The sequence below is a fragment of the Methanolacinia paynteri genome (assembly GCF_000784355.1).
Classification (GTDB): Archaea; Halobacteriota; Methanomicrobia; order Methanomicrobiales; family Methanomicrobiaceae; genus Methanolacinia; species Methanolacinia paynteri.
Genome location: NZ_KN360943.1, coordinates 54,745 through 70,903, shown reverse-complemented (window position 1 = coordinate 70,903; position 16,159 = coordinate 54,745). Strand labels below are relative to the sequence as shown.

Annotated in this window: 14 protein-coding genes; 11 read left to right on the top strand and 3 right to left on the bottom strand. The window is 42.7% G+C overall.

What is annotated here, in order from left to right; translation table 11 throughout:
• The first annotated feature begins 69 nt into the window (after positions 1–69).
• From mcrB to METPAY_RS13180, 5 genes are all read left to right on the top strand, one after another.
• Positions 70–1,392, top strand: a complete 1,323-nt coding sequence (mcrB, locus tag METPAY_RS13200) for a coenzyme-B sulfoethylthiotransferase subunit beta (protein WP_048153027.1) — start codon at positions 70–72, stop codon at positions 1,390–1,392.
• 66 nt (positions 1,393–1,458) lie between these two features.
• A complete protein-coding gene (gene mcrG / locus METPAY_RS13195) occupies positions 1,459–2,220 on the top strand; it encodes a coenzyme-B sulfoethylthiotransferase subunit gamma (RefSeq protein ID WP_048153026.1) in 762 nt (253 codons plus the stop codon).
• A 3-nt stretch (positions 2,221–2,223) separates the two neighbouring features.
• A complete protein-coding gene (mcrA, locus tag METPAY_RS13190) occupies positions 2,224–3,930 on the top strand; it encodes a coenzyme-B sulfoethylthiotransferase subunit alpha (RefSeq protein WP_048153025.1) in 1,707 nt (568 codons plus the stop codon).
• Positions 3,931–4,136: 206 nt separating this feature from the next.
• A complete protein-coding gene (locus tag METPAY_RS13185; protein WP_048153024.1) occupies positions 4,137–4,346 on the top strand; it encodes a YwbE family protein in 210 nt (69 codons plus the stop codon).
• Between the two features lie 218 nt (positions 4,347–4,564).
• Positions 4,565–5,236 (top strand): phosphoribosyltransferase, encoded by a 672-nt coding sequence (locus METPAY_RS13180; protein WP_048153113.1) that lies wholly within the window; start codon positions 4,565–4,567, stop codon positions 5,234–5,236.
• 234 nt (positions 5,237–5,470) lie between these two features.
• On the opposite strand, the gene METPAY_RS13175 is transcribed toward METPAY_RS13180, so the two are convergent.
• A complete protein-coding gene (locus METPAY_RS13175) occupies positions 5,471–6,385 on the bottom strand; it encodes a rhodanese-like domain-containing protein (protein WP_084600902.1) in 915 nt (304 codons plus the stop codon).
• 63 nt (positions 6,386–6,448) lie between these two features.
• On the opposite strand from METPAY_RS13175, the gene METPAY_RS15660 reads away from it, so the two are divergent.
• The 6 genes from METPAY_RS15660 to METPAY_RS13155 are packed head-to-tail and all read left to right on the top strand — an operon-like array spanning position 6,449 to position 13,960.
• On the top strand, positions 6,449–6,571 hold the full coding sequence (locus METPAY_RS15660) for a hypothetical protein (RefSeq protein WP_281174112.1): 123 nt from the start codon (positions 6,449–6,451) through the stop codon (positions 6,569–6,571).
• A 51-nt stretch (positions 6,572–6,622) separates the two neighbouring features.
• A complete protein-coding gene (locus METPAY_RS14495; protein WP_084600901.1) occupies positions 6,623–8,779 on the top strand; it encodes a GDP-mannose 4,6-dehydratase in 2,157 nt (718 codons plus the stop codon).
• Positions 8,776–9,774 (top strand): radical SAM protein, encoded by a 999-nt coding sequence (locus tag METPAY_RS14490; protein ID WP_052418840.1) that lies wholly within the window; start codon positions 8,776–8,778, stop codon positions 9,772–9,774. Before METPAY_RS14495 ends, METPAY_RS14490 begins: the two co-directional genes overlap by 4 nt.
• Entirely contained in the window at positions 9,775–11,160 is a 1,386-nt protein-coding gene (locus tag METPAY_RS14485) for a histidine phosphatase family protein (RefSeq protein ID WP_052418839.1), read from the top strand.
• Positions 11,154–12,776 (top strand): carbamoyltransferase C-terminal domain-containing protein, encoded by a 1,623-nt coding sequence (locus tag METPAY_RS13160; protein ID WP_048153022.1) that lies wholly within the window; start codon positions 11,154–11,156, stop codon positions 12,774–12,776. The genes METPAY_RS14485 and METPAY_RS13160 overlap by 7 nt, the downstream gene beginning before the upstream one ends.
• Positions 12,776–13,960, top strand: a complete 1,185-nt coding sequence (locus tag METPAY_RS13155; RefSeq protein ID WP_048153021.1) for a radical SAM protein — start codon at positions 12,776–12,778, stop codon at positions 13,958–13,960. Before METPAY_RS13160 ends, METPAY_RS13155 begins: the two co-directional genes overlap by 1 nt.
• A gap of 150 nt (positions 13,961–14,110) precedes the next feature.
• Here METPAY_RS13155 and METPAY_RS13150 read toward each other — a convergent pair whose 3' ends face one another.
• Positions 14,111–15,316 carry a hypothetical protein gene (locus METPAY_RS13150; protein WP_157199094.1) on the bottom strand — a complete coding sequence of 402 codons (1,206 nt, stop codon included), beginning with the start codon at positions 15,314–15,316 and terminating at the stop codon, positions 14,111–14,113.
• A gap of 64 nt (positions 15,317–15,380) precedes the next feature.
• On the bottom strand, positions 15,381–16,049 hold the full coding sequence (locus METPAY_RS13145; RefSeq protein ID WP_048153019.1) for a class I SAM-dependent methyltransferase: 669 nt from the start codon (positions 16,047–16,049) through the stop codon (positions 15,381–15,383).
• Positions 16,050–16,159 lie beyond the last annotated feature (110 nt).

The window sequence follows — 16,159 nt, the reverse complement described above, 5'->3', positions numbered from 1 at the left end:
TTAGTAAATTTTCAATTATGGAAGTCTGTGAAGTTAAAGATCTGAATAAAGATTTAAGGATGAACTGATATGGTAGCATATTCAGATACAATCGATCTATATTCCGATGATGGTAAACTTCTCAAAAGCGATGTTAATCTCGGACAGATCAGTCCGATGATTAATCCTGCGGCCGGGAAAATTATCGATTTGACGAAAAGAACGATTAATGTCAATCTTGGGGGTATCGAAACTGCTCTCAAAACCGGAAGGCTCGGGAAACACAAAAGCAGGATCAGGGGAAGGGAACTTGATCTTCCGATAATGGAAAACAAGGATGCAATCGTAGAAAAGATCAGGAACATGATCCAGGTCGAAGACAACGATGACACTGAAATCCTTGAGTTCAACAACGGAAATCTTCTCCTTGTTCAGGTTCCGTCGAAACGCCTTATAAATGCCGCAACCTATGATGCAGCAATCACGTCCGTTGCATCCGCGACAACATATGCAATCGTCGACCAATTCGATATCGGCGCTTTTGACGCTTCTGTTGTTAAGGCGGCGTGCTGGGGAGCATACCCGCAGACGATGGATATGGAGGGTGCGCTCGTTTCATCTATTCTTTCCATCCCGCAGAACAACGAGGGAATCGGATTTGCACTGAGAAACATTCCTGTAAACCACTACGTTATGATGACCAACAGGAACTCTCTCCAGGGTGTTGCCCTCGCTTCGACTCTCGAGATGGCCGGCCATTATGAAATGGGAATGGCAATCGGACCCTTCGAACGGAATCTGCTCCTGGCCTACGGCTACCAGGGTCTCAATGCGAATAACATGGTCTATGATATTGTTAAGGCGAACGGAGAGAGCGGTACAGTCGGAACCGTCGTTCAGTCCCTTGTAGAGCGTGCTCTCGAAGACAGGGTAATCTCTCCGGGCAGTAAGGACGGCTTCTTCCAGTTCTACGACACGAAGGACCCGATGATGTGGAATGCATATGTTGCAGCCGGCCAGCTCGCCGCGACAATTGTTAACTGTGGTGCAGGAAGATTTGCCCAGGCAGCTTCAGCAACTCTACTCTACTTCAACGACCTGATCGAGCATGAGACGGGTCTCCCCTCGTGCGACTTCGGGCGAATGATGGGAACTTCGGTCGGATTCTCGTTCTTCAGCCATTCGATCTATGGTGGCGGAGGTCCGGGTATTTTCAACGGAAACCACGTTGTGACAAGACACGCAAATGGTGTTGCAATCCCGTGTGTGGTCGCCGCGTGTGCTCTTGATGCAGGTACCCAGATGTTCTCTCCGGAGAGCACCTCGAAAGTCATGGGTGAAACATACGGCAAGATAGACGTTTTCAACAAGCCTATTCACCAGATTGCCAAAGGAGTGAGCGCATTATCCTGATTCTGCCAAAACGGGCAGTAATTTAAGGATTTACAAAAATCTGAGTTATTTGGACGATGTGATAATATGTACAAACCGCAATATGGTCCGGGAACTTCCGTTGTCGCTCAGAACAGGCGCAACCAGATGAACCCGGAATATGAACTATCCAAGATCCGCTCGGTTACGGATGAAGATATAATTCTTATTCTCGGACACCGTGCACCGGGACAGGCATATCCGTCGGCACACCCTCCTCTTGCCGAGCAGCAGGAACCCGACGACCCGATGAGAAAACTCGTGAAACCGACTGACGGTGCAAAGGCGGGAGACCGCGTTCGTTATATCCAGTTCGCCGACTCCATGTTCAATGCACCGTGCCAGCCCTACCAGCGGACATACATGGAGATGTACCGTTTCCGTGCAATCGATCCCGGAACCTTATCCGGCAGACAGATCGTGGAATGCCGCGAAAGGGATCTGGAACAGTATTCGAAGATCCTTATCGAGACCGAGGTGTTCGATCCGGCGACTGTCTCATGCAGGGGAGCAACGGTTCACGGCCATTCCCTCCGCCTTGCCGAAGACGGCCTGATGTTCGATGCCCTTCAGAGATGTATTCTGGCCGAAGACGGGAATGTCTGTTATGTAAAGGACCAGATCGGTATCCCGCTCGACCGTCCTGTCTATGTCGGAAAACCGATGGACGAGGAATGGCTGAAGGAGAAGAGTACGATATTCCACTCACTTGTGGGAACCGCACTTCGTGACGACAAGGAATATGTGAAGTATATTCAGCGTATTCATTCGCTCAGGACCAAATATGGTTTCATGCCCCAGGAGGAGTAATTTATGGGAAAAATTGAAAGGAGCCAGAAACTTTTCCTGAACGCCCTTAAGGAAAAATTCCAGGGCCAGGACATAGAATCCGAAAGAACGACATTCTACAACTTCGGTGGCGTCCGCCAGTCCCCGCGTAAGCGCGAGTTCATGGCAGAGACCGTGGAGATTGAGAAGAGGCGCGGAATTTCGATGTACGATCCTGAGAGATGCCATCTCGGTGGTATCCCTATGGGCCAGCGCCAGCTTATGACCTACGAGGTATCCGGTACCGAAACATTTGTCGAAGGTGACGATCTGCATTTCGTAAATAACGCCGCAATGCAGCAGATGTGGGACGAGATCAGGAGGACCGTTATCGTCGGTATGGATATGGCTCACGCAACACTCCAGAAGCGTCTCGGAAAGGAGGTAACTCCGGAGACGATCAACGAGTACCTGCATATCCTGAACCATGCAATGCCCGGCGGAGCTGTCGTCCAGGAACACATGGTCGAGACCCACCCCGCCCTTACCGATGACTGTTTTGTCAAAATTTTTACAGGTGACGACGAACTGGCGGATGACATCGATCCCCAGTACCTGATCAACGTCGACAAGTTATTCCCTGAAAACCAGGCGGCCGAGCTTAAGGAAGAGGTCGGAAAGTCCATCTTCCAGGCGATTCATATACCGACCATCGTTTCTAGGACGTGTGACGGAGGTACTACCTCGCGCTGGTCTGCAATGCAGATCGGAATGTCCTTCATCGCCGCATACCGCATGTGCGCCGGTGAAGCGGCGGTTGCGGATCTTTCATTCGCCGCAAAGCACGCAGGTGTTATTCAGATGGGAACCATCCTCCCTGCCCGCCGTGCCAGGGGTCCGAACGAACCCGGAGGAATAAAATTCGGTTTCTTCGGTGATATGATCCAGGCCAACAGGAAATACCCGAACGATCCTGCAAAAGCAGCTCTCGAGGTTGTAGGTGGCGGATGTATGCTCTTTGACCAGATTTGGCTCGGATCGTATATGTCCGGCGGTGTGGGTTTCACACAGTATGCAACCGCGGCATATACCGACAACATCCTCGACGAGTTCACTTACTACGGAATGGATTATATCGGGGACAAGTACAACGTCGACTGGAAGAACCCGTCGCCTGCTGATAAGGTGAAACCGACCCAGGATATCGTCAACGATATCGCGACCGAGGTCTGCCTTAATGCGATGGAGCAGTACGAGCAGTTCCCGACTATGATGGAGGATCACTTCGGCGGTTCGCAGCGTGCGGGTGTAATGGCTGCGGCATGCGGTCTTTCGACCTCGATTGCAACCGGGAATTCGAATGCCGGTCTCAATGCATGGTACCTGTGCATGTTGATGCATAAGGACGGATGGAGCCGCTTAGGTTTCTTCGGGTACGATCTTCAGGACCAGTGCGGATCTGCGAACTCGCTCTCGATGGAGCCCGACCGCGGTCTCGTAGGCGAATTCAGGGGTCCGAACTATCCCAACTATGCGATGAACGTCGGTCACCAGGGAGAATATGCGGCCATTGTTTCAAGTGCGCACTATGGTCGCGGAGACGGTTACTGTCTTCAGCCCCTGATCAAGATCACGTTCGCCGACCCTTCACTTTCGTTCGACTTCGCGGAGCCTAGGCGTGAGTTTGCCAAAGGTGCGGTACGTGAGTTCACTCCTGCGGGAGAAAGATCTCTCATAATCCCGGCAAGGTAGGGAGCTTTCCCTACCCCCAAATATTTTAAAAACTGTGGGAAGGAGCCATTTTCAATCCGTTTTTGCCATTTATTTTCGGGTTGAGCAATCACTCCTTTTTCATTTCCCCTCGGATCTCAGTTCCTGTATCTTCTTTGTTCTGTGTTTGCTGTTTTCACCAGAATGTCTATACCTTCTTCAGGTTAACTGGTAACGGAGTTTGGAATATGGGAGCAGGTAAAGATCCGAGGGATCGTAAAAATATAGATGCCGGGGCGAAGGTTGGCATTGTCCTGAAGAAGGATCAGAAAAGCGGAAAGACAACCGAAGGAATAGTGAAGGAGATCCTAACCAACTCCTCGTTTCACCCGCACGGGATTAAAGTCAGGCTTGAAGATGGACAGGTCGGAAGGGTGAAGGTTATTTTCGGGGAGTGATTTGAGTTATTGAAGCAGTAATAATGGGAAAAGATTTTAGATCTCTATTGCTTCTTTTTTTGTTTAGGCTGCCCGTGAGGGCAGCATTATCACAAGCGCGAAGCCCTGAGGTCAGGGCGTGTCCGCTGAGCCTGCGAAGCGAACTTGCGCAAGGGTTGCCTGTTGGAGATGTGTTCCCCCCCAAAATTATAAATTTGAATCCTTCCTTTTCTCCGTTAATGACACCGGGAGAAGAGGCAGGATCGTTTTCATGTGAGTTGATTGGATGGGAAGAGGCGGCGGATCTTTCACGAACTCTGGCATATAAAATCCGTAATTCGGGATATTGCCCGGATATCGTAATCGCAATCGGAAGGGGAGGCTATGTACCTGCAAGAATAGTTTGCGATTACATGCTGCATGAAAAACTGACCAGCATCAGGATAGAGCACTGGGGAATTGCGGCTGAAAAAAAGGATAAGGCCACTGTGGTCTTTCCTCTTTCAACGGATATTTCCGGTCTTAGTGTTTTGGTGATCGATGATGTCACCGACACCGGTGAAACCCTTGAAGCGGCGGTAGATTACATCAGCTCCCTTGATCCTGCGGAGATCAGGACCGGCGTCCTCCATCACAAGGACTGTTCGTTTTACGAACCCGATTTCTATGCAAAGTACGTCGAAAAATGGAGATGGATCGTATATCCCTGGGCACTGTACGAGGAAACTTTCGGTTTTTCGGAAAAGGTTCTCTCCGGTGAATATGCCACCCCCGGGGAAATCCAAAAAAAATTACATGAGATATATGGTTTTGATGTTGATACCGGAATGCTCAGGGATGCACTGGCCGATCTTGCCGCATCCGGAAGGGCAGCGAGATCAGGAGTATGTTTCAAAAGTGCGGGTAAATAAAAGAATATTGAACTTTGAAAAAAGAATATTATTCAGAAACTTCCGTATATGGTCTAAAGATAATTAAAATCATCAAGTATGGGTGTGGCCAAAAAAACTGGTTGAAACTGTTTTTCAGTGGTTAAAAGAAGAAATATGGAAAAATTTAGATCAAACAGATATTATTACCAGATAAGAAGAATGAAAGTAGAATATTAATTCATAAAATCACTCCTATAAATAGCGATATATTTTCTATGGTCCCTTTTTTTCTTCTATATGCGGAAACTGCTCATGAAATGCGTAATATCCACCTCTTAAATAACAGACATTTTCAACACCGAATAGACATTTCATATGTGCTGCAACCAAAAACCCACGACCGCTTTCTTTCTTTTCATCGGGAACATTTTGTTTTCCGCCGTGGCTGATAACAATGAATAAACTTTGACTGTGTTTGGCCAGAAATTCTTTTATCTCCGCAAATTCATCTTTCATTTCTTTCTGCCTTACAAATTCACGGTACGCGAATAACCTGAGATAATCCTTATGCGATCCATACTCTTCTGGAAGATGGCCCTCATTCCATTCCTTTTGATCTCTTACATCTATCACTGCAATATCCCTGGTTGAATCCAGTAACTCCATTAGGTCTTTAGGAATTATCCCATCCACAGCAACAACATTTTCCCAGCGTTCCTTTTCGCACATAAGGCAGTTTTCCCCATATCCTGTATCATGGATTCTACAGTAGTTCTGGACAATATGCCCTGCATTTATGTGCATTTGTATATCACAATCAGTACACAGTTTATCGCCACAACTGCAGATATACACAAGAGGTTTGCCATGTTTTTCGCATACTTTTTTTTCTGCCCTGGCCTGATTTAGCAGATGTGACCATGTCTCATCTTCTTTATCGGGTTCATTAACCTGCTGCTCTGTTAACAGGAGGTGCTGCAGATATTTTGAGACACTCTTTGCACCTTGGTTTTTCATAGCCCAGTCAAAAACAAGTTTTGTATCCTGATCTATCGTTAATGTAGTCCTTTTTTCTGATGTTTTTATTGGGATCTTCTCGGTCCCCATTGAATTGCTCATAACTTTTGAATAGATCTGTATTGAATCAATAATAATAATTCTGTTGATTATGAATTCATATGAATTCACAATATTTATAATTGATAACTACAGATTTAATTATGCCTCTGGGAAAAGAGGCAGGAGTCAATTATGAAGAAAAGCTCTATGGATCAAAAAGCTGCTTCACGCATCCAGTCTTCTGCAGCTAAAACAGGAAAGAACGTCGATTTTGCAAACCGTGCACAGAGTGCTGCCGCGAAAAATCGAAAGTAAGAAGGACTGAAACATCAGTCCTTAATTTAACAATTTATTGTGAGTGATTTTATGGAAAAAACCAACAAAGGTTATATTCTTGTCACTGGCGGAGCAGGTTTAATTGGTTTAAACCTCGCATACCGGCTCACAGACTGCGGTTGCAATGTCATTCTTTTTGACAGGCAACTCCCCATGTCGACAGGAAAAATTAGTAATGCAATCTGGAAAACCGGCGAGATTCGTGATAAAAATGTTCTTGAAGGCATTTTTAACAGATATCCTGTTCGTGGTATCATCCATTTGGCAGCTGTGTCAAGAGTTATCGATGCTCAGGAGGACCCGGAATTATGCTGGGATGTAAATGTATCCGGGACGAAAAATCTTTTGGAAATTGCACAAAATTCCGGTGAAAATCCATGGCTTATCTATGGCAGCAGCAGGGAAGTATATGGGGAGTCAAAAGATTTTCCATCAACAGAATCGGATGATCCAAATCCTGTAAATATCTATGGAGAGTCTAAGGTTGCCGGTGAAAAAATTGCTGAAAAGTATTCAAAAGCAGTCTCCGTTCCTGCAGTTGCATTACGCTTCTCGAATGTCTATGGAAGTCGTTTTGATCATAAAACAAGAGTAATTCCGGCATTTATCGGGAATGCTTCGAATGATGAACCTATGCAAATTGAGGGGGGCGATCATTTATTTGATTTTACTCATGTCTCTGATACTGTAGAAGCTATTATAAAAACTATTCAATATCTGGAGACATTTCCTGGGGGTGAACATTTTGATAAAATAGACATTCTTAAAGGGAAGTCTCATTCTCTTCAGGATCTTGCATCAATTATTGCTTCTTCTGAAGGAAAATCCCTGAAGGTTGTAAATAGGCCTCCGCGAGCATATGATGTTAAGAAATTCATTGGAGATCCAAAAAAGGCTGCAGAAGTAATCGGTTTCAAGGCTCAAATATCTCTTGAAGATGGAATAAAGAAAACATTGAGTGAATATAAAAAAGATGCAATGCGTGTATTAAAGGTCATTCATGGATATCCTCCATATTACATGGCCGGGTCGGAAGTCTATTCCTATCATCTTGCCCGTGAACTTGTCCGTAAGGGGCATGAGGTTGCAGTATTCACAAGAATCGAAAATCCCTTTGATAAGCCATATTCTATTGAAGATTCAATTGAAGACGGGGTATTTATCAGAAGGATAAACAATCCTGAAAGAAACTATACTTTAAAGGACAATTATGAGAACGAAAATATTTCTTCAGCTTTCGAGGATTATCTGGTTAATTTCAAACCGGATGTTGTGCACATAGGTCATCTGTCTCATCTTTCGTCAGATATTGTTACAATTGCAAAAAAACATAATGTGCCTGTAATCTTCACTCTACATGATTTCTGGCTGTTTTGCTTCCGTGGACAGATGATTGATCCTGAAGCCCAAATTTGCAAAGGGCCGGGAAAAGATCTCTGTATGGCATGCTTGTGCCAGAAATTTAAGGAGCATGCGTTTGAAGAGGATTTTGAAAGGTACAGGGAAAAGCTGGATTCAGTTATAAATGATATTGATCACTTCATAGCTCCTTCAGAACATATCAGGGATTTTTTCATATCAAAGGGAATACCCAAAGAGAAAATTTCACATCTGAGATATGGTTTTGAAACGGAAAAAATTGAATTTGACAGACGCATATATGATGAAAATTCAGCTGTAGTGTTTGGGTTTACCGGCCGAGTAATCCCGGTAAAAGGAGTTGATATGCTGATACGTTCCTTTTCCAGGATAAAAAATTCTGACATAAAACTGAAAATATTCGGCGGAGCTGGATCAGCCCTACCATTCCTGAAGTCAAAAAATGATGACCGTGTATCCTTTCATGGAGATTATCATACGAACAGTGTCAATGATGTCTTAAAGGAATTTGATGTTTTGGTTGCACCTTCGTTATGGTATGAAGTATCTCCGCTTGTTATTCAGGAAGCGTTTCTTGCAGGAAAACCTGTAATTACCAGTGATTTGGGAGGAATGAAGGAACTTGTTGATGAAGGAATTAATGGTTATAAAGTTCCTCCCGGAGATGAAAAGGCACTTCAGGAGTTATTACAGAGAATAGCGGATAATCCTACAGTTCTTAATGGTCTCAATATTGATCCGTCTGTTGTTCTTCCTATAGAATATCACACACAGAAAGTAATTGACATATACCGGAGTTTCTTATGAAGCAGTGCAGCTATGCAGATTCTCCATGGAGAATTACATTTGAAACAAATCCTGATACCTGTAATCTCAGGTGCATAATGTGTGATACTCATAGTCCGTATCTGGATTCTAAGAGGGACAGCAAAAATAGATTCCTTCCTTTTTCTGTGATTGAGAGTGTAATCCGTTCAGCAGCAGATCATGGTCTTCGGGAGGTTATACCAAGCACCATGGGTGAACCACTAATGTATCCTGAGTTTGATAAGCTCCTTGATCTGATATCCGAACTTGATCTCAGGCTTAACCTCACAACCAACGGGACATTCCCGGGGATCGGCGTGACCAATTGGGGGCGAAAAATTCTCCCTGTTGCAAGTGATGTCAAAATTTCCATAAACGGTGCTACAAAAAATACAGCAGAAAACATAATGCGAAATCTGGATCTTCGGAAACAAACTGAAAATGCAGATAAATTCCTCAGGCAACGGGATTTTTACCGGTCTATGGGTCATGATCCGACAGTTACCATGCAGGTTACTTTCATGCGTTCAAATGTATTTGAACTCCCTGCAATGCTTGAAAATGCAATTAATATGGGATTTGACAGATTCAAAGGTCATCATGTATGGGTTACAAATCCTAAAATTGAAGGCGAAACTCTGAAAAATCCTGAGTTTAGGAATATATGGAATGAAACAGTAGATGAGCTAAGAAAAATCGCGGGAAATCAAATTGAACTTGCAAATATTGTACCCTTCGATGACTCGTCATCTCTTCCTTTGGATTCTATATGCCCTTTTATCGGAAAAGAGGCCTGGATTGGATCAAACGGGCAATTCCATGTCTGTTGTGCGCCCGCTGAAGAACGTGAAGTTTTTGGAAATTTTGGAAATGTAAATGACGATGATTTCCTTGAACTTTGGAACTCCCCAAAATATCTGGATTTTTTTTCAGGATGGGGGAGTTACGACCTCTGCCAAAAATGTAATATGAGAATTACAAAGGGGGGGATATGAATGAAAAGAGATGAAATTAGAATCAGCCGTTGTGAAACACATCATCTGATCAATGGGAAACCATTGTACCCGGAAAGGTTCAGGAAAGTATTGAGTTTTCACCCTCCTGGAGTCGCGGCAGTTGTTGATGATTCGGGCTCCTATCATATCAATACGGATGGAAAACCTCTCTCTGATAAAAGATTCCTAGAAACTTTTGGATATTATGATGATTGTGCTGGTGTATGTGATGAAACCGGAATGTATCATATAGATTTGAATGGCAACCCCCTTTACAAGGAAAGATATCAATGGGTAGGAAACTTTCAGGAGTTCTGTTGCCCGGTCAGGGATTGTCATGGATTGTATTTTCATATAGATTGTGAAGGTAATCCGATTTATTCAAAAAAATTCGCTTATGCAGGGGATTTTAAGTACGGAATTGCGGTTGTATATGAGGAAGGAAAGGGTGCTACTCATATAAGCAACAAAGGGGATCTCGTTCATTATCGATGGTTCTACGAGTGTGATAATTACCACAAAGGGTGTGCAGCGGTACGTGATGAATGCGGCTGGACACATATAGATCTTAAGGGGAGGCCGTTATACTCTGAGAGATATGCAAAAGTGGAGCCATTTTACAATGGACGTGCATTTTGCAGAGAATTTTCAGGCAGGCAGGTTATCAGGACAATTAAGGGCGAAATTATCCCTGTAATGCACCTTGAGGATCAACCTTACAGGATTAAAAGGCCTGATTATATCATTCCGGTTTTGAAAGAAAATGACTGGGATTCTGGTATAATTTTTATACGGCATGCAGAACGTGAACCGATATTTAGAGGCGAAAGTGATGTAGGAAGTCAGATGCTTACAGAAAGCGGATGTCTTGCATCATTTAATTTTGGGAAAGATCTAGCAAGTTTACAGAAAAGAATTGATGTTTCCCTGTTTAGCAGCCCAATTATAAGATGTCTGGATACTGCAAAAGAAGTTTCCAATGGTGCGGAATGGAACTTGGAACCTGTTCAGTCATGTATTCTTGGAGATCCCGGGGCATATATTCATGATACTGAACTAACGGATGAAATTTATGCAAATTCACCGGCCAGAAATCTTGTTTTGCGCTACCTGAATGGTGAGATATTGCCCGGTCATAGGACTTCAAAGGAAGGAACAAACCTGATTTTGGAATATTTTGATTCAATGCTCGAAAAAGATTCCAGTCTTTCGTTATGTGTAAGTCATGATGCAGTATTAGTTATGTTTCTGAGTGAATTGACAGGTTTTTCATTTGAAAATACCTGGGTTGATTTCCTTGAAGGTATCGTAATTCTCAGAAAAGGTACAGACTATTATCTCTACTGGCGGGGAGTTCCTTATTGTCTGGAGTCTTTGTCATGCTGACTGTTGGCTTATATGGCATACCTGATGATGGTCAAAAGGTATCTCCAGATGGAAATACTCATGATCATGGAATTTCTGTTCTTAAGGACGGTAAAGTCCTCTCAATGACACAACTTGAACGGTATACCAGAAGGAAACATGACAACAGACTGCCACAATATCTGCCTGAACTTCTTCAAAAATTAATTCCCAAAAAAGAGAATCTACAGATAATATCTGCAAATTCTTTTCTTGGCAACGATCTGATATCAGGAGACGTGACTTTTTCGATCCGTCCAAAGACAACACCAAAGATTGCTGATATTCTAACACCTTCCGTTTGTATCTATGATGGCGACCATATACCTGCATGGACTATCTGTCATGAATTTGCACATATTGCCTCATGTCTTCCATTTGCGGGTGAGTTTAAAGAGAACAGTCTTTTAGTTCACATTGATGGGGGTGCTTATGATTCTGCATCGTCGGTTTGGCATTACGAATCAGGTTCTCCGGAATATCTTCATTCAAGCTGGAATGATTTGAAAGATATGGCAAATAACTTTAATTCCAGTCCATTAATGCAGGCCATTCTTGGATTAAAAAAAGAAGATCATCTTTCGATGCCAGGAAAACTGATGGGTTATGCTTCTTACGGAACGTCTTCAGACAAAATCCACGACTGGCTAATTGATAATAAATGGTTTTTATCGTATTCGGGAGATCCAGAGAGTCTTCTAAAGGAAATAAACCTTAATTTCAATACTGACTTTACGAATTTTGATCAGCATGAAAAATTGTTTGTGGATATAGCTGCTACGATTCAGTCTTCTTTTGAAGATTCTGTAGTTAATTATCTTAGTTTATGGAGGGAAGAAACAGGTCTTGAAAATCTTTATTATTCCGGTGGTGCCGGATTGAATATTCTTACAAACCGAAGAATTGAGACTGAGTGTGGATTTAGAAGTGTATTTATTCCACCCTGTACCAGTGATGGGGGTCTTGCACTTGGTGCAGCAGCATGGAGAGAATACCTGGATAATGGAAGACTTTCTCTTCATAGTCCATACCTTGATACGTTCCGTGCTCCTAACAATAAAACTCCGTCGGTATCGCCTGAAAAAGCAGCAAAATTAATTTCAGAAGGAAGGACGATTGGAATTTGTCTTGGAGGAGGGGAGGTTGGCCCTCGGTCTCTTTGCCATCGAAGTATTCTTGCCCGTCCAGACAATATTGAATTGCGTCGGCATGTCAGTGAAGTGATAAAAAAAAGAGAATGGTACAGGCCATTGGCGCCTGTAATTTTATCAGATGTAGCCTTAATGGTTCTTAAGGAAGATTTCTCCCAAAGTTTTCTTCCAAAATATATGTTAGGATCATTTACTGTAAAACCGGAATATCAGGCCGCGTTTTCAGGTGTTATACATGCTGACGGGACTATACGTGCTCAGGTGGTTTACCCGGGTGATCCTCAGACAGATTTCATTGTTTCTGTTCTAAAGGAGTTAGCTGGTAAGTATAGTATTTTGGGTATGATCCAGACTTCATTCAACAGTAAGGGAATGCCACTCGTCCAGACTTCCAATGAAGCTGTAGAGGTTGGAGAAAGAATTGGACTTGACGCGGTGATTGCCTGATGAGTTTTCCTGTTTATATAGAAAAAATGAATGTTGATTCTCGGTTTTATCAGGAAAAAATGGATAATCTCAGAACTGCTGAAGCGGCATATTCTAACAATTCATTAGAATCATCCCTATATCCCGTAAAAATTAATGCTCAGATAACGGATGCCTGTAATCTTAATTGTATTATCTGTCCAATAAAACGTCCATTAAAGAATCCACATGTAATGGACATTGAAGTTTTTGAAAATATTGCTCATGCAGTATTCCCATATTCGATCTTATTTTCACCAACAGATATTGGAGAACCATTAATTTATCCATGGTTCGATAAAATTTGTAATCTTTTAAAAGAGTATGATGTTTTATTGGATTTAACAACAAACGGGACATTATTGAACCGGGATATCAGCGAAAAAATTCTTTCCGTTGCAGCAGATATCAAGATCTCTTTTGATGGATTTAACAACGTGACTTTTGAAGGTATACGTTGTGGGGCAAAAAAAGGACTTGTAGAAAGAAAATTATTGGAACTTAGCTCCATTCGTCAGGAGATAGCATATCCACAATATCCTGAGATAACAGTACAGTCTACAATCCTCAGGAGGAATATTTCAGAAATCCCGGATATTGTTAATCTGGCTTATAGTGCCGGAGCAGACAGAGTGAAAGCATATTATTTGATCTCTTATCGTTCTGAAACTGATGACGAAGTTCTTGCCGGGGAGGATGAGGAATACAGATCCTATTTATCAGAAGCTCATGATCTTGCAAAATCATACAGTATGCAGATTGAACTGGCAGAATATTCCACTCATATAAGAGATCTTGATTTAAAAAGAGTAAATTGTAAAAATCCATGGTATCAGACATGGATTGATTATAATGGTGATCTCTATCCATGTCATTCGCATAGAGGATTTTCATGCGGAAACATTGGAAAGGGTTTTTCGTCAGTTTGGAATGGACATTATTATCGACAACTCCGGAGATCTATTATAAATAATAAGTCTGGTTCGATATGTCATAATTGTGGAATGCAGTATTCGCAGAGTAACGATCAATCCTTTGCACCCTATGATCGGAAAAATTTCTTTAGTAATAATGCCTCCAATCCAAAAATAGACGATCAAATTAGATGGAGTGCAAGAACACGTCTTTTTGATCTTAATAGGAGAGATAATTTGGTTTTACAATGAGAGAAGTCGATTATTTAATTTTTTTGAAATGTATTATTGATTTTTGCAAAGCCAAAATAATTCATGAGAGGGAAGGTATAGATATAAATACCCGAATGCTCAAGGGTATGTTTCAAAAGTGCGGGCGAATAAAAAAATAAATTTTTCAGGTCATATTTTTCTTTTGCCGGAAAATCCTGTAAAGATCAGGATAGCTGCAAGTATCCCGGAAAAGCATGCAATGAATGAAAAGCCGGGAGTTGACGTTGAAGGATTTCCTTCTTCAGTAACATCTTCTTCTGCATATACAAGCGAACTGTGGAATGAAGGGAAGAACGACTCTGTCCAGATCATTCTGTCGTTGTCAATGTTGACCTCTTCCACTGTACCTGAAGCGGTGATAATCGAAACATTATCTTCGGCAGGATCGAATAGGATTATCTTCGAATCGGCATCGGTATCCTGGTAACTCCAGCCAACTCTTTTTCCGTCTGTAAAGGGAGAAAAAAGTTGTGTCTTTTGATCGGCCAGGGCAACGGATTCCGAAATTTCTCCTGTCTTTGGGTTCAGCGATTCCGTTTTATTGGCTGAAATCGTATAGAGGACAGGTTCATAATAAACTCCCTTGTCGTCCCCTTCAGAAATCATCGAATGCTTGATGTAGATTAGGTAATCGCCGGACATATCGAAAGAGTCTATATTCGAACCAGACTCATTGCTGTATTCATATTCAAACACCACGGTGTCTTTGCCGGATTCGATGTTGTAAATATGCAGGGACGTCAGGTTTTCGTATGCGATAGCCCCTTCGCTGACCTTTATACCAGCAGGGCTTACGCTGTCGGTTGTAAGGATATGTTTCGATTCTCCGGTTGTGATATTATAAAAGTAAAATTCTGTCTCAAAAGAATTCTCAGATGAGTTCGACCAGAAAATATTGTTTCCTGTGATCTTCGGCCATTCTGCATCTCCGGGCAGATCGAGAATTGTTGTGGTATTCTCAGATATCTCCATCAAATATACCGAATTCAGTTTTGTATCGGATTCGTTTATCTCGAAATCCTCCATTGCCTGTGTTTCGAACCATACCGCATAATCCCCCGAGATATCTTCTCCCGTAACCGTCATCCCTTCAGAAGGTATTCCGACGGTTTTGCTCTCTTCCGAACTTATATTATACAGTTTAATCCTGTTCTCACTTTGGTTGAATCCTCCTCCTACTGTCAAAAATATGATGTAATCTCCAGAGATTACCCCACTGTTGACGCTCTCATTTTCTAAATTAATATCTTTGTTTACCCATTGCGAATCGGCCGCCGCTGCAACCGGCAAGAGGAAAAGAAAAATGAGGAGAACTATCGCCCGTTTATAATTCATCAAACCATTCATTGCTTTTATTTTCGAAAATATAAACCAATGAATCTTTTCATCCGAAGTCTGGTTATTTGAAGGCTGCAAATACCCCGTAGATATCGTATGAGTAGAAGCAGAACACTCTTTCGAACCCCGCATTCAGCAGTTTTTCCCTGTATCCTTCAGGAGTGTCGATGAATTTTGCGGCCGCCTTTCTCTTATTGATCATTCCTGATGCCCGTTCTGCGGAAAGGCCGTTTTTGATCATGGCCTTCTCCCACCTGTCGTTCAGTATCTCATCCATCAGGGTGTCACCGGCTTTGAAGACGTCGCCGTTGACAAAGATTCCGTTGTCCTTTAAGGAATCACGGACCTTTCCGATAATATATTCCCTGTCAATGTCGGGCAGGTGATGGAAGCATAATGTAGATATGGTCAGGTCAAATTTTTTATCCGGCCATTTCTCCCGAAAGTCGCCTAAAATAAATTCGACAACTTCGAGATTTTTTTTCGCCATCGCAACATCGATCATCTCGGGCGTCATGTCGATGCAAGTGACGGATGCGCCGGGATTTTTTTCGATGATCTTTTCGGTGAGGTAACCTGTTCCGCTGCCAAGTTCGAGAATATCTATCCCGCCATCCGGGACGAGGCTTACGGCCTGATTAAAAAATGATTCATGGTCGGTTACGATTTTTTCTATGTCGTTTTCGTAATTTTGGGCTGTATTGTTGAAGTGCTCTTCCGCTTTCTCCATGTATAGTATTTGAAGCAGATGATAATTATAAATCATACATTCATGTAAAATTTGAAAATTTTTTAATCTTTAAGAGTGAATTTTTAACACACTGCAGGCCCTGCAAAGAT